A 21,703-nucleotide genomic window follows, 5' to 3' on the forward strand; every position below is an offset into this window, starting at 1 on the left:
CGCCACGCCGCCGCAAGATGCCCGATAATCCGGGCATGGAACTGGAATTTCTCGGCACCTCATCGGGCACCCCCACGAAAACGCGCAACGTCGCCGGTCTGGCGCTGCGCACGGCCGGCGGCTGGGCCCTCGTCGATTGCGGCGAGGGCACGCAGCACCGCATTCTCTTTACGAGCCTGTCGCCGCGCGACCTGCGCGCGATCTTCATCACGCACCTGCACGGCGACCATTGCTACGGCTTGCCCGGGCTGCTGGCCAGCGCCGGGCTGCTGAACCGCACCGAGCCGCTGGCGATCGTCGGGCCCGCCCCGCTGGAGCGCTACGTGCGCGGCGTGATGGAGACCACGGAGTTGCGCCTGCCGTACCCGGTGACGTTCGTCGACGTGGCCGCGCTGCCGCAAGCGGACGTGCTGCCCGATCTTGCCGTCACCGCGCATGCGCTGTCGCACCGCGTGCCGTCGTACGCCTACGCGTTCACGGAAAAGTCGGTCGAGCGCCGGCTCGACACGGCCAGGTTGACGGCGGCCGGCGTGCCGCGCGGACCGTTGTGGGGCCAACTGCTGAACGGCGGCGCCGTCACGCTGCCGGACGGGCGGGTACTGCGGCCGGACGACGTGCTGCTGCCGCCGCGCCGTCCGCGCAAGGTGATCGTCGCAGGCGACAACGACACGCCCGCCTTGCTGGTCGAGGCAGCGCGCGACGCGCACGTGCTGGTGCACGAAGCCACCTACACGGATGCCGTGCTGGCAAAGGTCGGCCCCGGCCCGCAGCACAGCTCCGCGCGGATGGTCGCGGAGGCGGCGCGCGACGCCGGCTTGCCGAACCTCGTGCTGACGCATTTCAGCCCGCGCTATCAGGACAAGGGCGCGGGCAACGGGGAGAAAGGCGGCGGGCCGCTGACGCTGGGCGACGTCGAAGCGGAGGCACGCGCGGCCTACCGCGGCAATCTGTTCCTGGCCAGCGACTTCGCCCGCTATGCGCTGGACCGCGACGGCCGCCTGGCGCGGATGGGAGATGCGCCGCCGGCTCAGGCATAATGCGGCTGCACAATTACCGCATGCGCCAATGACAAACAAGACCACCGAATACGTTGCCATCGCTTCCTACCTGCTGACGGGCGTGTTCCTGCTGCTCGTGCTGAAGCACGGCCTGCTGGGCGCACTGTTCGCCGGCCTGTTGATGTACTCGCTGATCCATGCGATCGCGCCGGCGCTGGGGCGCCGCATCAGCGACACGCGGGCGCGGATGATCGCCGCGGCGGCGATCGGCGCCGTCATCGTCGCGCTGATCGCGCTGCTGACATGGGGCCTGATCGTGCTGTTCCGCATCGATGCGAACAGCCTGACCAATGTATTCGTCCGGCTGGCGGACATCATCGACACCTCGCGCGACCAGATCCCGCCGTGGATCAGCGAGCACATTCCCGTCAGCGCCGACGGCCTGCGCGAGGCCGTCACCGCGTGGCTGCGCGAACATGCCGGCGCCGCCCAGGCGTTCGGCGCCGAGGCGGGCAAGACGCTGACGCGGGTACTGCTCGGCATGATCATCGGCCTGATGGCGTCGCTGCACGACACCAACAAGGACAGCTCGCCGCGCCGCCCGTTCACCGAGGCGCTGGTGCAGCGCGCCCGCCTGCTGGCGCATGCCTTCCGCAACATCGTGTTTGCCCAGGTATGGATCTCGGCGATCAATACGGCCATCACGGCGATCTTCGTCCTGATCGTGCTGCCGCTGGCGGGCGTCAAGCTGCCGCTGGCGAAGACGGTGGTCGCCATCACGTTCCTGGCCGGCCTGCTGCCCGTGATCGGCAACCTGATCTCGAACACGGTGCTGGTAATCGTCAGCCTGTCGCACTCGCTGCACGTGGCGGTGGCGGGGCTGGTCTTCATGATTGTCGTGCACAAGCTCGAATACTTCCTGAACGCCCGCATCATCGGCTCGCACATCAACGCCCGTGCCTGGGAACTGCTGACGGCAATGCTGTTTGCCGAAGCCGTGTTCGGCCTGCCCGGCGTGATCGCGGCGCCCGTCTACTACGCCTACATCAAGGACGAGCTGCGCGCGCGCGAGCTGATCTGATGCCGCCAGGCGCACCACGAACGAGATAGCGAAAGACCCGATTGACGAAGACGATCCCCATCCGACCCTATGACAAACCGGCCGGCGGCCTGGGCGCCCTGCACGGCGCCGCGAAGGCGCTGATCGGCAACGGCGCGGCGCTGGCCACGCTGCCCCGGCTGAACCAGCCGCGCGGCGTCGATTGCCCCGGCTGCGCCTACCCCGATTCGCCGGACAGCAAGTCCGTCGACTTCTGCGAGCAGGGCGCCTGGGCCATCGCGCACGAAGGCGGCAAGCGCCGCGCCGCACCGGAGTTCTTCGCCGAGCACACTGTCACGGCCCTGCGTGCATGGGACCACGTGACGCTGGAGGGCGCCGGCCGCCTCACCGCGCCGATGTTGTACGACCAGGCCACGGACCGGTACCGCGAGATCGGCTGGGAGGCCGCGTTCGCGCTGGCCGGCGCCGAGCTGCGCGCGCTGGGCGACCCGCAACGCGCCGTGTTCTACACGTCCGGCCGCACCAGCAACGAGGCGGCGTTCCTGTACCAGCTGTTCGCGCGCGCCTACGGCACCAACAACCTGCCCGATTCGTCGAACCTGTGCCACGAATCGTCCGGCCAGGCGTTGACGATGTCGCTCGGCGTCGGCAAGTCCACCGTCACGCGTGCCGACTTCGCCCACGCCCGGCTGATCATGAGCTTTGGCCACAACCCCGGCTCGAACCACCCGCGCATGCTGGCCGACCTGCGCGAGGCGAAGCGGCGCGGCTGCCGCATCATCATCTTCAACCCGCTGCGCGAGCGGGGCCTGGAGGCGTTCGCCGATCCGCAGGCGCCGGCCGAACTGGTGAACGGCGGCACCCGGCTGGCGGACGCGTATTACCAGGTGCGCGTCGGCGGCGACCTGGCCGCGATCACCGGCATCGTCAAGGCGGTGCTGGAGCGCGATGCGGCGGACCCGGACTTCATCGCCGCGCACACCGACGGCTTTGGATCCTTCTGCGCCACCGTCGCCGGCCAGGCATGGCCCGCCATCGAGGCCGCCAGCGGCCTGACGCGCGCCCAGATGGAAGAAGCGGCCAGCTATTACATCGCGTCGCCCGCCACGATCGCCGCCTGGTGCATGGGGCTGACGCAGAACGAGTTCGCCGTCGAGACAATCCAGATGCTCGTCAACCTGATGCTGTTGCGCGGGAACGTGGGCAAACCGGGCGCCGGCCTGATGCCGGTGCGGGGGCACTCGAACGTGCAGGGCGACCGCACGGTGGGCATCACGAGCCGGCCGAAGCCCGAGTGGCTGGCGGGCCTGCGCCGCGTGTTCGGCATCCAGGCGCCCGGCGCGCCCGGCCTCGACGCGGTCGGCACGATCGACGGCCTGCTGGACGGCGTCGTGCAAGCCTTCGTGGCGCTGGGCGGCAACTTTGCCGTCGCCGCCCCGGATACGCCGCGCGTGCTCGAGGCGTTGTCTCGCACGCGCCTGACGGTGCACGTGGCCACGCGCCTGAACCGCACGCACCTGTACCCGGGCCGCACCGGCCTGCTGTTGCCGTGCATCGGCCGCACGGAGCTGGACATGCAGCCGGGCGGCGCGCAGTTCGTCAGTGTCGAGGATACCGCGTCGATGGTGCATGCATCGATGGGCCGCAACCGGCCCGCCAGCCCGTTGCTCCGCTCCGAGCCGTACATCGTCAGCCAGCTGGCGCGCAACACGCTGCCGGAGAGCGGCATCGATTGGAATATCGACTGGAATGCGCTGGGTACCGACTATGACGCGATCCGCGCGCTGATCGAGCGCGTGGCCGACGGCGCCGTCGACGGCTTCGACGACTTCAACGCGAAGATCCGTCACGACAAGGGCTTCCATTTGCCGAACAGCGCCGGCCGGCGCGAGTGGCGCACGGCGACGGGCAAGGCACGCTTCATCGCACACGCGCTGCCGGCCGATACGATCATGGCACGCGCCCGGGCCCGTTACGGCAACGGCGTGCTGTGCCTGGCCACGATCCGCGCGCACCGGCAGTACAACACGACCGTGTACCGCGACCCGAAAGGGGAGGTGGACCGCTACCGGGGCGTGCACGGCAGCCGCCACGTGCTGTTCGCCGGCGCCGGCACGTTGGCGCGACTGGGGTTCGCGGACGGCGACATCGTGCGCGTGCGCGCCGCGGCGCCGGACGGCATCGAGCGCCACGTGGACGGCATCCGCCTCGTCGCGATCGACTACGGCCACGACGACGTGTTCGGCTATTTCCCCGAGCTGACGCCGCTGCTGTCGCCGCTGCTCGTCGCGCGCGGCGCCAACACGCCCGCGTTCAAGCAGATTCCCGTGCTGCTGGAACGGGCCGGCTGACGCTCACCACGGCAGCGGGATCGGGTTGCCGTCGGCATCCATCACGGGCACCGGCGATGCGGACAGGATGCCGTACAGCGTCAGCGCCGCGTCACCCGTGTTGACGATCTGGTGCAGCTCGTTCGGCGCGCACAGCAGCACCGTGCCGGGCCCGCACGGCACCTCGCGGCCCGCGTGGCGCATCACGCCGTGCCCGCCGGTGAACACGATCACTTCCTCGCAATCGTGACGGTGCAGCGGCGTGGCGGTGCCCTGCGCCAGCGCCTGCTGCCAGACTTCGAACGAAGCGATGCCCGCGGCGCGGTTCGCCAGCGTCCGGTGTTCGATGCCCGGCAGCGCGACCGGCGCGATGGTGTCGATGTGGCGTACTTGCATGGTCGTCCTCCTTCTTGTCGACATCCCATGGTAGTCCCGTGGAGGTCGGACGAGCACGCCGTCGTGCGAGAAAATCTTCTGTCGGCACTTGCGTCGAGTTTGTTCCAAGCGTTCGCGCAGCGCTGCCGTGCATGGCGGGCAGGAAGGAGACACGCGTGCCGGTACGTGGACGCCGCTGGTTCGGCCGCGTGGAGACATTGCGGATCGCACGCGCCCAAAGCCCCCCGTCATGCGATCGCCGAAGCGCCACGCCCCGCACGGCCGCATGGGGCCGCGATCGCATCGCGCACCGCGGCGGGCTGGCGGCAATTCGGGAAAGGCCGCCGGCCCGGTCATCCAGAGCCGGTGCGAATGTGATCGGGCGAAGCGTGACGATCTCCACCGCGGTGCGGTCGCACCCGGCAGTCGTCGGCGCGCACCCAGCGCTCGTTGCCGGGAAAGCGCAGCCAGACGAAGCGCCATACATTGCGCCCCTTCGCACGCTGGTTGGCAAATTGCGATGGCGTCAGCGCAGCGCCGTCCCGCCGCAGCGCCAGGCGCTCATTCTCGACAGCCAGCCATCGTTTTACCAGTTCGGTTACGAACAGCTCAGGCTTCACACCCGGCCGGTTGTCCATCAAATAGAATTCCAGCGCCATGAACTCAGCGAGGGGAAGATTCACCGGTTTCGTTGGTATGTATTCCATAGTCGGCTCCGATTTAAACGATCTAATACATTGGACCGGGACTCTGGAATAAGGTTGGTTTAGATTCTCCTGAATTAGAAATAGATCAAATAAGGTCGAGACGATATTTTTATAGTGCGAATCAGGCGCTTCGTCCTTAAGAATAGAGCGGACCAGACTCGTTCGGCTTGTATTGGCATCGTTTAGATTTTCGCACTTCTGGACGCCCTCCCTCCTCTGAAGAGGTGAGGGGCGTCGAGTTGGTACGTTGAGCGGCGCCGGCTTCGAGGTGCGGGATATTCCCGGCGATATGCTCGAGCGATTGGCGGATTTGTTCCGTGGTCGTGCGCTCCCACCGGCATGCTGTTCGCGCGCTACTCCGCCCACGATTTCACCAGCCCGTGGGGTACCCGCCGGCGCTTCAATGTCCAAATCGCTCCAATATGGCCCAGGAGAGTCTAATCCACTCTACCGTGCGGAATGACGCGCCTAATGAGGTCTATAAAAAACCGGTATTGATCTGCTTCGATCTAATTCAAAAGCGAAAAAGTCTAAAACAGCCGCAGCTTCAGCACACGGTCGTGAGTTTTAGATGGGTTTGGAGTGGATGCATCGCGATATTTCGCTGGCCAGCGCGCGGCGGCATGCCACCGCATGCAGTCGGGGCTGCTTCCACGCGGCCGCACAAGCAGTGTTCAGCCACCGTCACGCGTGTCTCCTTCCTGCCAGCCATGCACGTTGGCGCGCCCCAGGCGCTTGCAACAATCGTGGACGGTGCCGGCATTAGAAAGAAATGGCGCTGTTCGCGCGAACAGCGCCAGATAAACGCGACCACCCGCGCCAGCGGTCGCGCCCCCGCATCACCGGCCGCGCTTCACCGGCAGGTCTGCCTTACAGGCTGAAATCCCAATCGGCCGCCGCCGGCTGGTGACCGATCATCTCGACCGACATCACGAACCCGCCGGCCACCTGTTCCATGCTCGCGCCGCCCGCCAGCTTGGCTTGCCAGAACGCGTAGCCCGCGGCGTCCGGCGCACGGCCGAGCAAGGCCTGGTACAGCAGTGCGATGTCGTGCGCGGCGTCGCCCGTCAGGCCGTCGTGGCCGGCACGGTATTCGGCGGAGTCGAGCATGCCCAGCGCCAGCGCGCCCCAGCTCTCGCCGGCCGCGTGGCGATCCGCCCAGAACGTGAAGCCGGCCAGGTCCGCCTGGCGCCCCAGCACCGTCTCGTACAGGCCGGCGACCGCCGCGCCGGTGCTGTCGGCACCGACCTGCACGGTGGCGTCGGCAAATTGCAGCTGCTCGACGTTGACCACCTGCGCCAGCGCCTGCGGGGCGGCCTTGGCGGACACCAGCACATAGCCGTTGTGGAACGCCAGGTCGTAGTCGGCACGCGCGCCCGTAAAGACGGCCGTGTCGTTACCGGCGCCACCGTGTAGCGTGACCGTGCCCGACCCGGACGTGGCTGCCGGCATGGCGAGGCGCAGCGTATCGTCGCCGCCGCCGGCCAGCACCTGCGTCGCATCGCCGGCGTAGGCCGTCAGGTCCTGGTGCGCCTGGTCGCCGGCCAGCACGCCGCCGCCGTGCAAGGCGACGGTGGCCGTGCCCAGCACGCCGGTGAAACCCGTGCCGGTCAACGCGAGCGAGCTGTCCGCCGTGATGTACCGGGCGTCGATGATGGCGGCGAACGGCGTCGATGCGCCGATCGCGAGCGTGCCGGCAGGGTGCGCGGCGGCGACCGGTGCGAGCGACGCCAGCTGCACCGTCTGCGCGCTCACCCCGGCGAGGAACTGCTCGGCGGCGTGCGTGAAGTGCGCCTGGTCGGCGGCAGCGACGACGGAGCCGGTCACGAAGGCGGCGGCGTGAGCCAGGTTCCCCTGGGCGCTGGAAGCCGTCAGGCCGTAACCGGCCGGCAGGTGCGCGACGAGGCTGGTGCCGGCCAGCGGGATGTCGACGATGCCGTCCGTGCCGCCCATGCCGGTGCCGGCGACGGGCATCTCGATGCGGGTGGCCAGCAAGCCGCCGGGCAGCACGGTCGTGGTGGTGGTGACCGGCGCGCCGTCGACCAGCGTGACGTCGTCGTCGTCGCTGTCCTGCGGCGGCGGTGGCGGGGGTGGCGGCAGGGCGACGGTCAGCTGGAACGCTGCGCTTGCCGGCGACGCGTTGCCCGCTGTATCGGCCTGGAGCGCCATCAGCATGTGGGCGCCGTCGGCGAGGTGGGCCGTGTAGCTCCACTTGCCATCGGTGCCGACCTTGGCGGTGCCGAGCGCCACGAGACCATCGTACAGCGTGACGGTCGCGTCGATCGCGCCCGTTCCTTCGATCACCTGGGTGGCACTGGCCGTGATGCCGTCGCCGACGGTGCCCGTGTCGCTGGCCGCGGCCAGCGTCGGCGTGCCCGGCGCGGCCGGCGCCACCGTGTCCACCCACAGGACCGGCGTGACGCCCGTGCCGCCGGCGTTGCCGGCCTTGTCGGCATAGGCGCCGCCGCTGACGGTGATGGTGGCCAGATCTTCCAGGCCGGCCTGCGGTGTGAAGGTGGCCGTGTAGCTGGTGCCGCTGCCCGTCAGCGGGCCCAGCGAGCCGCCATGGACCGTGATGTCGCCCGCCGAGAACGTGCCGTCCGGGTCGTCGCTCAACGTGAACGTGATCGTCGACGTCGTACCCGCTTTCAAGCTCGCCTTGTCGCTCGAGATCGACATGGTCGGCCCCTGCGTGTCGATCGTTACCGTGGTGGCGGGCGAGCGGGGACTCTCGTTGCCGGCCGTGTCCGTCACCGTGGCCGTGATCTGATGGGCACCGTCGGCCAGCGTGCCGGCCACGATCGTCCATGACCCGGCGTCGTCGGCGTCATCGGTGCCCAGCACCGTGCCGTTCGTGTCGTACAGCGTCACCCTGGCGAACGGCTGGGCGCCGCTGCCGCGGAAGGTCGGCGCATTGTCGTTGGTCAGGTTATCGGTGGAGGACACGCCATGGTCGCTGGCGGCAATCAGGTCCGGCGCGGACGGCGCCGCGGGCACGTCGCCATCGATGATGATCGCCTCGTTCGCGCCCAGCGAGCCGGCGGTGCCGGGCTGCGGCAAGGTCAGGATCGCGTCGGTGCCACCGGCAACCGAACGGATCGTCGCGCCGGCGAGCGTCAGTGCCGCGGAGCTCAGATAGTCAAGGTCGGCGCTGCTGTCGCCGGCCTGCACCGTGTAGGTGAAGTTCAGCGTCGTGCTGCCGCTGCCGTCCACGTACGTGGCAAGGCGGTCGGTAGGTCCCGTTTCCAGCTGCAGGGCCGGCGTGCCGCCGGCGACGACGACGGCCTCGTTGAACGTGATCGACAGGTGGATGGTCTTGCCGATGCCGTAGAAGCCGTTGTCGGTGGACGAGACCGAAGCGATGGTTGGAGCGGATGCCATGTGGGTTCCTCGTGCGCCGGCAGGGCGCGGCAAATAATGCTGATCAGAAAGACAGCATCATGCACGAAGATTATCCGCTAGGCAATAATTTCAGATGGCTCATGTCAGCCGGCGCTCGCGCCGCGCGGCGAACGATTTCTCGAAGAACGCACCCAGCATCTGCTCGAGCCGTTCCGGCGTCAGCTGGTTGCAGGCGATCGTGCCGCCTTCCTTGCCGGAACCGTCGCGGGCATGGCGGTCGAACACGCTTTCCCATTCCAGCAGGCAGCTGCTCTCGATCGCGGTGAAGGTCAGGGTGCACGCATCGCGACCCGCATGGGCGGCCAGCCGGTTCTTGTCCGGCACGAAGGTCAGGCGCACGAAGTCGCTCCAGCCGTCGTTGCCTTCCTCGATCTTGCCGTCGTAGTCATGCTCGTACATCTGCTTGCGCATCGCGGCGAACTGCGGGCGGATGACGTTTTCCAGCGTGAGCCGGTACTGTTCGCGAAAGTCGAGCCGGGCCTGGCGCGCGGCCTGTTCCTGCGCGGCCTGCTGGGCGGCGGCAAGGTCCGCCTCGTGCTTGATCGCGGCTTTGGTAAAAATGGACATCTGTGGCGTGGACTGAAAAACATCAGTGTACACAAAGTGCAAGACAGCGTTGCACGGACGCGCCACCTGCCGCCGTCGAAGTGTGAAAATCTGTGAGATTTCAAAAAGCCGGTGGTAGCATTGGCTTACGGCATTTTTGCTTGCCATCTCTCGGCCCCCAACCCCGTCCGAACGCCGCGGCCCCTCCGGCCGCCCGCTTTTTATCTTTCGATCCCATGAAACTAGCTAATCTGAAAATTGGCGTTCGCCTGTCTTTGCTCGCCGCATTCTTCCTAGTCACCGTGCTGCTGGTTGGCTTCACGGGCTGGAACGCGCTGCGCGACATGAACCAGCGTAACGCGGCCGGCTTCGCCGAAGCGGGCCAGCTGATGGAGGCCGTGGACAGTGCCCGCTCGGCCCAGGTCGAGTTCAAGGTGCAGGTGCAGGAGTGGAAGAACATCCTGCTGCGCGGCAAGGACGCGGCCACGCTGGAAAAATACACGAAGGCGTTCGGCACCAGCGGTGAAGCCACCACTGCCGAGCTGAAGGAACTGAAGGGCACGATGGCCAAGCTGGGCCTGGAGACGGCAGCCGTCGACGAGGCGCTGCGCGTCCATGGCGAACTGGTGCAGCGCTACATGCAGGCGCTGAAGCAGTTCGACGGCGCCGACCCGCAGGGCGCGCAAAAGGTCGATGCGCTCGTCAAGGGCATGGACCGCGAGCCCACCGAGAAGATCGATGCCATCGTCGCCGCGATCCAGAAGGAAGCCACCGCGCGCGTGAAGGCCGTCGAGGAGCAGAACGACAGCGTCTACCGCAATTCCGTGCTGGTGCTGCTGGCGCTGCTGGCCGCGGCCGTGGCGTTCGGCTCGCTGATCGTCGTGATGCTGATCCGCGGGATCACCGTGCCGCTGTCCCGGGCGCTGGAGATCGCGCAGGAAGTGGCCGCCGGCGACTTGCGCAACGACGTGCAGAGCTCGCGGCAGGACGAGATCGGCGAGCTGCTGCGCGCGCTGTCGACGATGAGCGGAAATCTGTCGAACATCGTGGCGCGGGTGCGCACCGGCACGCAGGCGATCTCGCTGGCGTCCGCTGAAATCGCCACCGGCAACGCGGACCTGTCGGCCCGCACCGAGACGCAGGCCAGCTCGCTGGAAGAGACGGCATCGTCGATGAGCGAGCTGACGAGCACCGTGCGCCAGAACAGCGACAACGCCAATACGGCGGCGCAGCTGGCCGAACAGGCCACGGCCGTGTCCACCCGCGGCAGCGCCACGGTGGCCGAGGTGGTCGCGACGATGAGCACGATCAACGGCACGTCCGGCAAGATCGCCGAGATCATCGGCGTCATCGACGGTATCGCGTTCCAGACCAATATCCTCGCGCTGAATGCGGCGGTCGAGGCGGCGCGGGCGGGCGAGCAGGGCCGCGGCTTCGCCGTCGTTGCCGGCGAAGTGCGCAACCTGGCGCAGCGCTCGTCGCTGGCCGCGAAGGAGATCCGCGAGCTGATCACCGCTTCCGTGTCGGAAGTGGAAACGGGCCGCGCGCTGGTGGACCGTGCCGGCGCGACGATGCGCGAAGTGCTCGACAGCGTGCAGCAGGTGACGGCCGTCGTGCAGCAGATCTCGCTGGCGTCCGGCGAGCAGCAGCAGGGCATCGAGCAGATCGGCGAGGCCGTGTCGTTCATCGACAGCGCCACGCAGCAGAATGCCGCGCTGGTCGAGGAGGCCGCCGCGGCAGCCGAATCGCTGCGCGAGCAGGCCCGCCAGCTGGACGACGCGGTGGCCGTGTTCAAGCTGCGCGGCGTGTAACGGCGCCACGCAGGGCCGCCGCCGGCGGCTCTGCGATAATGCGCTATCCCGATCTTGAGGCAAGCGCATGACCATTCCCACCTGGCTGCCGGGCGACCCGGTGCCCGACTTCGCCGTCCGCTCCAGCAACAGCGCGAAGTTCCACTTCAACACGGCGGCCGGCCGCCATATCGTGCTGACGTTCTACGGCAGCGCGGCGAACGACACCGGCCGCGCCATCAATGCGCACATCGCCGCGCAGCGCGCATTGTTCGACGACGAGCACGTGTGCTGGTTCGGCATCAGCGTCGATCCCGACGATGAACGCCTGGCGCGCGTGGCGCAGATCACCCCCGGCATCCGCTACTTCTGGGACTTCGACCGCGCCGTCAGCACGCGCTACGGCGCCGTGCGCGGCACCACCGACGGCAAGCTGGAATACGCGCCGTTCACGCTCGTGCTCGACCCGATGCTGCGCGTGCTGGCCTGTATTCCGGTCGCTTCCGCAGGCCAGCACGCCGAGGCGCTGGAGCGCGTGCTTGCCCGCCTGCCGGCGCCGCCTGCCACGCCGGCCCCGGTGCTGGTGCTGCCGCGCGTGTTCGAGCCTGAATTCTGCCGCCAGTTGATCGGCCTGTACGAGCGCCATGGCGGCACCGAGTCCGGCTTCATGCGCGAAGTGGACGGCAAGACGGTTGGCGTGCTGGAGAGCAGCTTCAAGCGCCGCCAGGATTTCACGTTCGACGCGGGCGACGACTTCGAACCGCTGCGCGCCGCCGTGCGCGCCCGCCTGACGCGCCGGCTGGTGCCGGAAATCCGCAAGGCGTTCCAGTTCGACGCGACGCGCATCGAGCGCTACATCGTGGCCTGCTACGACGGCGCGGCGGGCGGCTTCTTCCGCGCCCACCGCGACAACACGACGCCGGGCACGGCCCACCGCCGCTTTGCCTGCACGATCAATCTGAACGCCGAGGACTACGACGGCGGCGAGCTGCGCTTCCCCGAATTCGGCGCGCAGACATACCGCGCGCCGACCGGCGGCGCCGTCGTCTTCTCATGCTCGCTGCTGCACGAGGCAACGCCCGTCACGCGCGGCCGGCGCTACGCGTTCCTGCCGTTCCTGTACGACGACGCGGCGGCGGCCATCCGAGCCCGCAACCAGCACACGCTGGTGGCCGCGCCGGGGAGCGCGCCATGAAGCTGCAGGGCAGGGTGGCCGTCGTCACGGGCGCGGCCAGCGGCATCGGCCGCGCGCTGGCGCTGGCACTGGCCCGGCGCGGTTGTCACCTGGCGCTGGCCGACATCGACGAGGCGGGCGCGCAGTCGACGGCGCGGGACGCGCAGGCGCTCGGCGTGCGCGCGACGCACCACCGGCTGGACGTGGCCAGCCGCGATGCCGTGAAGGCTTTCGCGCCGGCCGTGCAGGCGGCGCACGGCCGCGTCGACCTGCTGTGCAACGTGGCCGGCGTGGCGCTGGGAGGGCGTTTCGAGCAGGTCAGCGAGGAAGACTTCGACTGGCTGATGGAGATTAACTTCCACGCCGTCGTGCGCATGACGCGGGCGTTCCTGCCGCTGCTGCACGCCAGCGACGACGCGCGCATCGTCAACATCTCCAGCCTGTGGGGCCTGGTCTCGCCACCGGGCGAGGCGGCCTACTCGGCCAGCAAGTTCGCCGTGCGCGGCTTCTCGAACGCGCTGCGCCACGAGCTGGCCGGCACCACGGTCGGCGTGACGCTGGTGCACCCGGGCGGCGTGGCGACATCGATCGCGAAGAACGTGCGTGTGCCGCCCGGCACGCCGCCGGAACGCATCGCCCGGCACCAGGCGAAGATGGAAAAGCTGCTGCGCATGCCGCCGGACCGCGCCGCGCACCTGATCGTCACCGGCGTCGAGCGGCGCCGGGCGCGCATCCTCGTTGGCGGCGACGCAAAGTTCGTCGCGCTGCTCGAGCGGCTGGTGCCGGTGCATCACTGGCGGGTGATGAAGGCGCTGTTGGGTTGAGCGCCGTTCAGGCGCAATCCTCCCTTCGATCTGTCCATGGAAGGAGAATCGAATGCGTGCCGCACTAAATCGGGCCGCGAGCGTTACCGGACAAGTGACCGGACAGCGCTACCGCGCCGCGGCAGGAGTCGCCGCATGAGCAGCGTCGCGTTGCGCGCCGCGGCGCCTGCCGACACAGCCGCCATGCTGGCGCTCCTGCAAACCGTCGCAGCGGAGGGGGACGCGCTCCCCTTCCTCGAAGGGCTCGATGGGGATTTCATCGCGTCGCAATGGCTGCGGGCGGCAGGTTGTGTCGTGGCTTGCCGCGGTGCCGTGCTGCTGGGGATGTACCGCTACGGTACGATCATGCCCGGCCGCGGCAGCCATATTTGCACGGCGACTTTCGCCGTGAGCCCGGACGCGCGAGGGCAGGGGATCGGCCGTGCCCTCGTCACGCATTGCCTCGATGCCGCGAAGGCCGCGGGTTACCAGGCCATGCAGTTCAACCAGGTGGTCAGCACCAACCATGCCGCGCTCGCGCTGTACCGGAGCCTCGGGTTCATCGAAGCCGGTTGCATCCCCGCTGCGTTCCGGCATGACCAGCTCGGCTATGTGGATGCTTACGTGATGTACCGAAGGCTCTAGCACGGTGCCTGCGCCGGGCGCAGTTTCCCCGGCTCGGGTCCGGCTCAGGCCTTGCGTTTGCGCGGCTGCGCCTTGACCGTCTTCGCCAGGTCGGCCAGCGTCACGCTGCCGAAGCGCTGCAGCAGCATCTGCTCCGCCTCGCGCAGCGCATCGCCCAGCGCCGCGTTGACGGCGCGCTCGACCAGGCAGTCCGCATGCTCGTCCGTCGTGCCCAGCGCGAAAACGGGCGGATCGCCCAGCGCGTGGTGGATGTCCAGCAGCGTGATCTCGGCCAGCGGCCGCGCCAGCGCCCAGCCGCCGCCATGGCCCTTGCCCGACTGGACGTAACCCTGTTCGCGCAGACCCGCCATCGTCCGGCGCACGACCACGGGATTCGTGTTCAGCATGCCGGCGATCGTCTCGGACGTGGCGGGGGTGTCCAGGCTGTCCATGTGGATCAGCACGTGGAGCATGCGGGAAAGGCGGCTGTCGTGTCTCATGGCCGCGATCATAGCAAGAAAGCCGTCAGGCTGGAACTTGTGTAACTCTGTTTGTTGCATGAATGCGGATTTGCGTTATCATGTAACTCTCGAAAGTACATAAGGAGCGAGTCATGATGGATCCGATGTTCGATGCGATCGTTGTCGGCGGCGGCTTTGCCGGACTGTCCGGCGCACTGCAGCTGGCGCGGGCGCGGCGCCGCGTGCTGCTGGTGGATGCGGGCGAACCGCGCAACCGCTTTGCCGCCAGCGCCCACGGCTTTCTCGGGCACGACGGCAAGCCGCCCCATCAGATCCGCGCGGAAGGACGCGCTCAGCTGGCGGCCTATCCCACGGTGGCGTTCGCGGATGGCGTGGCCGCCGATGCGCAGGCGGTGGACGGCGGCTTCGTTGTCGCGTTCGATACGGCGGAAGGGCGCCGCGAGGAGCGCGGACGCCGCTTGCTGCTGGCAACGGGCGTACGCGACGAGCTGCCGCCACTGCCCGGCATGACGGAGCGGTGGGGCCACACGGTGATCCACTGCCCGTACTGCCACGGCTACGAAGTGGCCGGGCGCACGCTGGGCATCCTCGGCGGCGATCCGATGACGGCGTACAAGGCGGCGATCATTCCGGACTGGGGCCCGGCGATCCTGTTCACGCAGGGCGAGGAGGTGGCGGCGGAGCAGGTAGCCGTGCTGGCCGCGCGCGGCGTGACGATTGAGCGCACGCCCGTCGTCGCTCTGCTGGGCGGCGCGCCGGAACTGGAGGCCGTGCGCCTCGCCGACGGCCGGCAGGTGGCGCTGGGCGCGCTGTTCGTGTCGCCACGGACGCAGCCCGCCAGCCCGCTTGCCGCGCAGCTGGGCTGTGCGTTCGACGATGGCCCGTTCGGCCCCGTCCTGCGCGTCGACGACACCAAGCGCACGACGGTGCCTGGCGTGTTCGCGGCCGGCGACGTGGCCGCCGCGATGCACAGCGGTATCCTGGCCGCTGCGGCCGGGGCACTGGCGGGCGTGCACACCCACCATTCGCTGGTGTTTGGCTAGTGTCCCAGGGCGCGGCGGCGCGCGCGCAACGGTGACTTGCGCAGCGCCGGCGGGGGCGGGACGGGAGACGTCGGCAGCAGCGCCAGTTCGCCGCCCGCGCCGAGCACATGGCGTGCGCGGGCCGGTGCCTGCCGCGCCACGCCGCCGTGACAGGCCCGCGGCGCCGACTGCAGGCGCATGGGCGGCGGCAGCGCGGGGGCGGGGGAGGAAGCGAGTATCTCGGCCGGTGCCGTGGGCGCTTGTATGACCGCGGTGCCCGCAGCGGCGGCATCCAGCGTGCCGTCCACCCGCCAGCAAGCCCGCACGCCGGTGCGGAACAGCCGTTCCCCCGGCGCGAGCGGATGGACGACGAAGCGCCGTGCCGTCAGGTCCGGGCGGTTCAGGTAAGCGGCCGCGAGACCGGGCCCGCCCACGTGCACCTCGCCGGCCACGCCGATCGGCGCCGGCAGGCCGCGCGCGTCCAGCACGTACAGCGCGATGTCCGCCAGCGGACGGCCGACGGTGCCGCCGTCCGGGCCGCCATCCGCACCTGCCGGATCGAGCGCACGCCACGTCGCGTGGATGCCGACTTCCGCACTGCCGTGCAGCGCATGCATGCGCGGCGGTACGCTGCGCCGTGCCAGCCAGGCGGCAAGCATGTCGGCCGGCGGCGCGTCGCCGCGGAAGATCACGTGGCGCAGTGCCAGTTCGGCAGGATGGCGCTTGTCCGCACGGGCCAGTTGCGCGAACTGGCCGGCACGCTGGTTCAGTACCGTGACCCGTTCGCGCTCGAGCAGCCGGAGGAGGCGGGGCGCCGAGCGGCTTGCGGCAGGCGGCACCAGGACGGCGCGCGCGCCCGTCACCAGCGCGCCCCACAGCTCCCACACGAACAGGTCCGACGCGGGCGATGCACAGACGGCCCAGGCATCGTCGGCGCCGCAATCGATGTGCGCGAACGTGGCCGGGAACAGCCGCGTCACGTTGCGGTGCGCCAGCGGCACGCCGGCGCCGCTGCGGCCGTGGACGATCCACGCCAGGTGCGCCGGCGTCGTCGCCGATGCCGGGTTCGCACGCGGCATCGCCCGCCATGGTCCCGCTTCGTCCAGCCGCAGCACGGCGGCGGACCCGTCCGGCACGGCGACGCCGGATTCCGTCAGCAGCACGCGGGCACCGGTATCGGCCAGCACGAACGCCAGCCGCTCGGCGCTGGCCTGGCGGTCCACCGCGGCGCACGCGCCGCCCGCCTTCAGCACGGCCAGCGCCGCGACGGCCAGCGCCGTGCCGGCCGGCAGGTACAGCACCACCGGCTGGTCAGGTCCCACGCCCAACGCCTGCAGGTGGTGGGCGAGGCGATTCGCGCGCTCGTTCAATGCCTCGTAGGTCAGCCGCTCGGCACCACTGACCAGTGCGACCGCTTCCGGTGCTCGTGCCGCCGCCGCTTCCACCAGCCCATGCAGGCAGCCCTGGTCGGGCAGGGCTCGCGCCTCGGCAAAGCCCAGCAGACGGGCGCGCTCCGGCGCGGGCATCACGTCGAGCGCGGTGACCGGGCCCGTCGCCGCGTGTTCCAGCGCGTCGGCCAGCTTGTACAGCGCGCAGTCGAGGAAGTCGCCGATGCGCGCCGGGCCGATGGCGGCGTCGCCGCGCACCGTCAGGCGCAGGGCGCCGTCCACGTCGTCTACCGTCAGCACGAGCGGGCAGTCCGGCGCACTGGGCGGCGGCGCCGCGGCGGTGCCGTGGCGGTATTCGAGCAAGGCGTGGAAAGGTCCACAGGCCGCCGCTGCGGTGGGGCGATCGAGCAGCGTGGCCAATGCGGCGTGGGCGTTGCGCACGGCGTGGGCGGCATCCAGTCCGCCCAAGGTCAACCGCAACGGGAGCGCCGCGGCGGGGCCGGTCGCGCCCGAGCCGGCACACGTCGGCATGCCGGGCAGCACGGTGCCGAACGTGACGTCGTCCGTGCCGGCACCGCGCGCCAGCACGAGGGCCCACGCCACGTGGACCACGCCGGCCAGCATCACGACGAGCCGGCGTGCCTGGGCGCGCAGCCGCAGCGCCAGCGCGGGATCGACGTGGCGCCGTGCGGTGGCGGGCGTGCCGTGCGCCCGCGCGTGCAGGCCGAATGCGGATGTCGGCGTGTCGCCATCGGCATCGACGTACGCCACTGCGGCGCCGTGCGGCGGCGCTGCTGCCAGCGCGGCCAGCGTGGCCAGCGTGGGCCGGCGGCACAACCCCGTCACGTCGATCGCCATCCCGCGGTCGCGCAGCCTTGCCACGAGGCCCAGCGCGGCCGGCACGTCGGCCCCCAGCGCAAAGAAATCGTCGTGCCGGCCCACCCGCGGCAGTTTCAGCAGCGCGCACCACAGCGCGGCCAGTTCGCGCTCGGCGTCGCCCTGCGGCGCATCGTAGTCCTGCGCCGGATAGGCGGCCGGGCATGGTGCGGGCAGCGCGCGCCGATCGAGCTTGCCGTTGGCCGTCAGCGGCAGCGCATCGAGCCGCACGTAGGCGGCGGGCACCATGTACGGCGGCAGCGCGGCGCGGGCCAGCGCGTGCAGCTCGGCCGGCGCCGGCACCGGCTGCGCATCGGCCGGCGTCACGTACGCAACCAGGCCGCCATCGTCGGCGATGACGACGGCCGCGCCCACGCGCGGATGCCTCACCAGGCACGCTTCCACGTCGCCCGGTTCGACCCGGTGGCCGTGCACCTTCAGCTGGCCGTCGATGCGGCCGAGGAAGTCGAGGGCGCCATCCGGCAGCCGCGCGACCAGGTCGCCGGTGCGGTACATGCGCTGCCCGCCGACGGTGACGAAGCATTCCTCGGTGTGGTCGGGGCGGTTCAGGTAGCCCCGCGCCAGCCGCGCGCCGCCGATGTACAGCTCACCCGGCTCGCCCGCTGCGACCGGGAGCCCTTGCGCATCGAGCACGGCGACGCTTGTCCCGGCCAGCGGCTGGCCGATCGGCACGCGCGCCGCGTGCGCGGGCAGAGGCGGAAGTTGCTGGGCCGTCGCCGTGATGGTGGTCTCTGTAGGGCCGTACGCGTTCGCAATCGCGATGCGGTAGCCGAAATGGGCTTGCCAGGCGCGCACGCGGCCCGGCTGCACGACTTCGCTGCCGACGACCAGCTGGCGCAGCGCCGCGAGCCGCGCGCCGGACGACAGCACGTGGTCGCACCACGGGTGCCAGAACGAGGCGGGCAGGTTCAGCACCGTGATGCGGCGCGTCTCGACCTGGCGGGTGAACGCGGCGAGCGCGTCGGCGGGACCGGGATCGCGCAGCACCAGCGTCGCGCCGGCCAGCAGGGTGGGCCACACTTCCTCGGCCAGCACGTCAAACGCGGGGGCGGCGAACTGCAGCACGCGGTCGCGCGCCGTCAGGCCGACGAGGGCGGTGAACGCGTCCACGTGGCAGGCCAGCTGGCGGTGCTCGACCAGCACGCCCTTCGGCCGGCCGCTGGAACCGGACGTGTACATCACGTACGCGAGGCTGCCCGCATCGACGTCGCGCGGCAGGTCGATGTCATCTTCGGCCTGCCATGGCGCCTCGTCCAGCAGCAGCGGCCGTGCGCTGGCCGGCAGCACCGCGGCCGATGCGCGGGTGGCAAGCGTCAGCGCCGGGTCGGCATCGGCCAGCATGAACGCGATGCGGGCGGCCGGATAGGCGGGATCGACGGGCACATAGGCGGCGCCGGTCTTCAGCACCGCCAGCATGGAGGTGACCAATGCCGCGCCCCGTTCGAGGCACAGCGCCACCAGTGCGCCGGGCCGCACGCCTTGCCGGCACAGGTGGCGCGCCAGCCGGTTCGCGCGCGCGTTCAGCTCCGCATAGGTCGCGCTGCCCTCGGGGCCTTGCAGCGCGCTCGCGTGCGGTGCGTGCGCGGCCTGGCGCTCGAAACGGCGGTGGATGCACGCGCCGGCCCGGTTGTCGTTCAAACTCATGGTCCTGCCTCTTGATTGCAAAGCGATGGCGCGCGGTTGCCCAGGCCGCGCGGCGGGACGCCTATATTGCCTTTTTCGCCATGCGGGCTGGGTATTCGAATGTGCGGAAATTGTAAGAAAGTGTCATGCGTCTTAGAATGGGTGCCCGATCCACGATCCTTGCCCCGCCGATGAAACCAGAGATCCTCGTGATGGCCCCCAGTCCTTCCGCCGCCGTGATGGCGCAGCTGGACGAGCATTTCCACTGCCACCACCTGTGGCGCGTAGCCGCGCCGGAGCGCGATGCCTGGCTGGCCGGCGTGGCGCCGCGCGTGCGCGGCCTGGCGACGACGGGCACGATCGGCATCGATGCGGCACTGGCCGCGCGCCTGCCGCTGCTGGAGATCGTGGCCGTGAACGGTATCGGCGTGGATGCCGTCGATTTCGCGGCGCTGCGCCCACGCGGCATCCGCGTCACGAACACGCCCGGCGTGCTGACGGACGACGTGGCCGACCTGGCCGTCGCGCTGCTGCTGGCCGCGGGCCGGCGCATTCCCGCGCTCGACACGTATGTTCGCGCGGGGCGCTGGCAGCAGGGCGTCGCGATTCCGCCGGCGCGCGCGGTGCGCGGCAAGGTCGCCGGCATCTACGGCTTCGGCCGCATCGGCAAGGCGGTGGCGCAGCGGCTGGCCGCGTTCGGGCTGCAGCTGCGCTACTGGCAGCCGAACGTGGTGGCGGGGACGGATGTGCCGCGCAGCGCGTCGTTATTGGACCTGGCGCGCGACAGCGATTACCTGGTGGTGTGCGCGCCGGGCGGCGCGGCGACGAAGGGCTTGATCGATGCCGACGTGCTGGCGGCGCTCGGGCCGGAGGGCACTTTGGTGAACGTGGCGCGCGGCTCGATCGTCGACGAGCCGGCGCTGGTCGCCGCGCTGGAACAGGGCCGCCTCGGTGCGGCCGCGCTGGACGTGTTTGCCGAGGAGCCCGCGGTGCCGCAAGCATTGATGGCGCTGCCGAACGTGGTGCTGACGCCGCACGTGGGCAGCCTGACGGTGGAGACGCGCCAGGCGATGGGCCAGCTGGTCGTCGACAACCTGCTGGCCCACTTCGCCGGCCGCGACCTGCTTACGCCGGTGGCGTGATCACTGCTTGCCCGGGTCCTTCAGGCCCGGGTACTTGTCGAACTCCACGTTGTAGACGTCGTTGCCCACCTTTTCCACCTTGCGCACGTACACGGTCTGGATGATGTCGCGCGTGGCCGGGTCGATCGCGATCGGGCCGCGCGGGCTGTTCATCTTGATCGTCTTCAGCACGGCCATCGCCTTGTCGCCGTCGATCTTGCCGTTCAGCTGGCGCGCCACTTCGTAGATCGCGGCCATGCCGTCATACGCCGCCACGGCCATGAAGTTGGGCCGGCCGCCGTTCGGGTTCGCGCCCGCATAGCTCTTCAGGAAGGCCTTGTTCTCCGGCGAATCGTGGGCGGCCGAGTAGTGGAACGTGGTGATCACGCCGAGCGTCGCGTCGCCCATCGCGGGCAGCACGTGGTCGTCCGTCAGGTCGCCCGTCGCGATGACCTTGATGCCCGCTTCCGCCAGACCGCGCTCGCGGTACCCCTTCATGAACGCGATGCTTTGCTCGCCGGCGGGCACGAACACGAAGATCGCATCCGGCTTGGCATCCTTGATGCGCTGGATGAACGGTGCGAATTCCGGATTGCGCAGCGGCACGCGGATGCTCTCGGTGACCTTGCCGCCGGCCTTCTCCAGCGTGGTCTTGAAGGCTGCTTCCGCGTCCATGCCGGGACCGTAGTCCGCCACCAGCGTGACGACCTTGTTCAACTTGTTCTTCGCGGCCCACGTGCCCATTGGCGCGGAGATCTGCGGCAGCGTCATCGAGAAGCGCGCGATGTAGGTGGATTTCGTCGTGATCGCCGACGTCGCCGCATTCATGATGATCATCGGCTTTTTCGCCTGCTGCGCGATCGGCGCGGCGGCCAGCGCTTCCGGCGTCAGGCCGAAGCCGGCCAGGAAGTCGACCTTGTCGCGCACGACGAGTTCCTGCGCGAGCCGCTTCGCCACTTCCGGCGACGGGCCCGTGGTGTCCTTCACGATGATCTGGATCTTCTTGCCGGCGACGGTGTCGCCGTGCTGCGCCATATAGGCCTTGATGCCGCCTTCCATTTGCTTGCCGTAGTCGGCGAACGGGCCGGAAAAGGCGGCGACCACGCCGACCTTGATCGTGTCCTGAGCGTGCGCCGCGGGCAGCACCAGGACGTGGAAGCCGGCCAGCAGCGCGGCGATGGCATGGGTACGGAACTTCATTGCAGGTCTCCTCGTATTTGTTTGTGTGGCGTGCGCGGACACACCCATCATCAGGCTCCTTGAGATTCTTGACAAGGCCCGGATAACGGCAATAGTATCGGCTAAGCGTTCGATAAGCAATCGATTGTTCGATAATCGGACACTCCGATCCGCATCACGCC

Annotated in this window: 16 protein-coding genes; 9 read left to right on the forward strand and 7 right to left on the reverse strand. The window is 69.6% G+C overall.

The features are described from left to right. The first annotated feature begins 35 nt into the window (after positions 1-35). From IP92_RS20800 to IP92_RS20810, 3 genes are read left to right on the forward strand one after another with little or no spacing between them, the layout of a single operon-like run. The gene (locus IP92_RS20800) at positions 36-1,037 is read left to right on the forward strand and encodes a ribonuclease Z (protein WP_145878639.1); all 1,002 of its coding nucleotides are present in this window, start codon (positions 36-38) and stop codon (positions 1,035-1,037) included. A gap of 28 nt (positions 1,038-1,065) precedes the next feature. Continuing rightward, on the forward strand, positions 1,066-2,079 hold the full coding sequence (locus IP92_RS20805; protein WP_145878641.1) for an AI-2E family transporter: 1,014 nt from the start codon (positions 1,066-1,068) through the stop codon (positions 2,077-2,079). A 41-nt stretch (positions 2,080-2,120) separates the two neighbouring features. Beyond that, a complete protein-coding gene (locus IP92_RS20810; RefSeq protein ID WP_145878643.1) occupies positions 2,121-4,409 on the forward strand; it encodes an FdhF/YdeP family oxidoreductase in 2,289 nt (762 codons plus the stop codon). Between the two features lie 3 nt (positions 4,410-4,412). Here IP92_RS20810 and IP92_RS29970 read toward each other — a convergent pair whose 3' ends face one another. From IP92_RS29970 to IP92_RS20825, 4 genes are all read right to left on the reverse strand, one after another. Continuing rightward, positions 4,413-4,784 (reverse strand): AraC family ligand binding domain-containing protein, encoded by a 372-nt coding sequence (locus IP92_RS29970; protein ID WP_158206851.1) that lies wholly within the window; start codon positions 4,782-4,784, stop codon positions 4,413-4,415. Positions 4,785-5,116: 332 nt separating this feature from the next. Further along, entirely contained in the window at positions 5,117-5,470 is a 354-nt protein-coding gene (locus IP92_RS29975) for a hypothetical protein (RefSeq protein WP_158206852.1), read from the reverse strand. A gap of 870 nt (positions 5,471-6,340) precedes the next feature. Continuing rightward, the gene (locus IP92_RS20820) at positions 6,341-8,851 is read right to left on the reverse strand and encodes an Ig-like domain-containing protein (RefSeq protein ID WP_145878648.1); all 2,511 of its coding nucleotides are present in this window, start codon (positions 8,849-8,851) and stop codon (positions 6,341-6,343) included. A 99-nt stretch (positions 8,852-8,950) separates the two neighbouring features. Beyond that, the gene (locus IP92_RS20825; RefSeq protein ID WP_145878650.1) at positions 8,951-9,439 is read right to left on the reverse strand and encodes a hypothetical protein; all 489 of its coding nucleotides are present in this window, start codon (positions 9,437-9,439) and stop codon (positions 8,951-8,953) included. Positions 9,440-9,693: 254 nt separating this feature from the next. Between IP92_RS20825 and IP92_RS20830 the strand changes: the two genes are divergently transcribed. The 4 genes from IP92_RS20830 to IP92_RS20845 all read left to right on the forward strand — a co-directional run bounded on the left by IP92_RS20830 (position 9,694) and on the right by IP92_RS20845 (position 13,830). After that, the gene (locus IP92_RS20830) at positions 9,694-11,229 is read left to right on the forward strand and encodes a methyl-accepting chemotaxis protein (protein ID WP_229418890.1); all 1,536 of its coding nucleotides are present in this window, start codon (positions 9,694-9,696) and stop codon (positions 11,227-11,229) included. A gap of 67 nt (positions 11,230-11,296) precedes the next feature. Then, entirely contained in the window at positions 11,297-12,403 is a 1,107-nt protein-coding gene (locus tag IP92_RS20835) for a 2OG-Fe(II) oxygenase (protein WP_145878654.1), read from the forward strand. Continuing rightward, complete coding sequence (locus IP92_RS20840; protein WP_145878657.1) at positions 12,400-13,206, forward strand: SDR family NAD(P)-dependent oxidoreductase; 807 nt, start codon at positions 12,400-12,402, stop codon at positions 13,204-13,206. Before IP92_RS20835 ends, IP92_RS20840 begins: the two co-directional genes overlap by 4 nt. Before the next feature lie 135 nt (positions 13,207-13,341). Next, positions 13,342-13,830 (forward strand): GNAT family N-acetyltransferase, encoded by a 489-nt coding sequence (locus IP92_RS20845; protein WP_158206853.1) that lies wholly within the window; start codon positions 13,342-13,344, stop codon positions 13,828-13,830. A 44-nt stretch (positions 13,831-13,874) separates the two neighbouring features. Here the strand turns inward: IP92_RS20845 and IP92_RS20850 are convergent, their stop codons facing one another. Next, positions 13,875-14,309 (reverse strand): Rrf2 family transcriptional regulator, encoded by a 435-nt coding sequence (locus IP92_RS20850; protein ID WP_145878662.1) that lies wholly within the window; start codon positions 14,307-14,309, stop codon positions 13,875-13,877. A 116-nt stretch (positions 14,310-14,425) separates the two neighbouring features. On the opposite strand from IP92_RS20850, the gene IP92_RS20855 reads away from it, so the two are divergent. After that, a complete protein-coding gene (locus IP92_RS20855) occupies positions 14,426-15,334 on the forward strand; it encodes an NAD(P)/FAD-dependent oxidoreductase (RefSeq protein WP_199272023.1) in 909 nt (302 codons plus the stop codon). Here IP92_RS20855 and IP92_RS20860 read toward each other — a convergent pair. Further along, positions 15,331-19,242 (reverse strand): non-ribosomal peptide synthetase, encoded by a 3,912-nt coding sequence (locus IP92_RS20860; protein ID WP_145878665.1) that lies wholly within the window; start codon positions 19,240-19,242, stop codon positions 15,331-15,333. The two genes, IP92_RS20855 and IP92_RS20860, sit on opposite strands and share 4 nt — an antisense overlap. 170 nt (positions 19,243-19,412) lie before the next feature. Between IP92_RS20860 and IP92_RS20865 the strand changes: the two genes are divergently transcribed. Beyond that, on the forward strand, positions 19,413-20,363 hold the full coding sequence (locus IP92_RS20865; protein WP_145878667.1) for a 2-hydroxyacid dehydrogenase: 951 nt from the start codon (positions 19,413-19,415) through the stop codon (positions 20,361-20,363). Here the strand turns inward: IP92_RS20865 and IP92_RS20870 are convergent, their stop codons facing one another. Then, entirely contained in the window at positions 20,364-21,542 is a 1,179-nt protein-coding gene (locus tag IP92_RS20870) for an ABC transporter substrate-binding protein (RefSeq protein WP_145878669.1), read from the reverse strand. It abuts the gene before it with no gap. Positions 21,543-21,703: the final 161 nt, after the last annotated feature.

Source organism: Pseudoduganella flava (assembly GCF_007830495.1).
Taxonomy (GTDB): domain Bacteria; phylum Pseudomonadota; class Gammaproteobacteria; order Burkholderiales; family Burkholderiaceae_D; genus Rugamonas; species Rugamonas flava.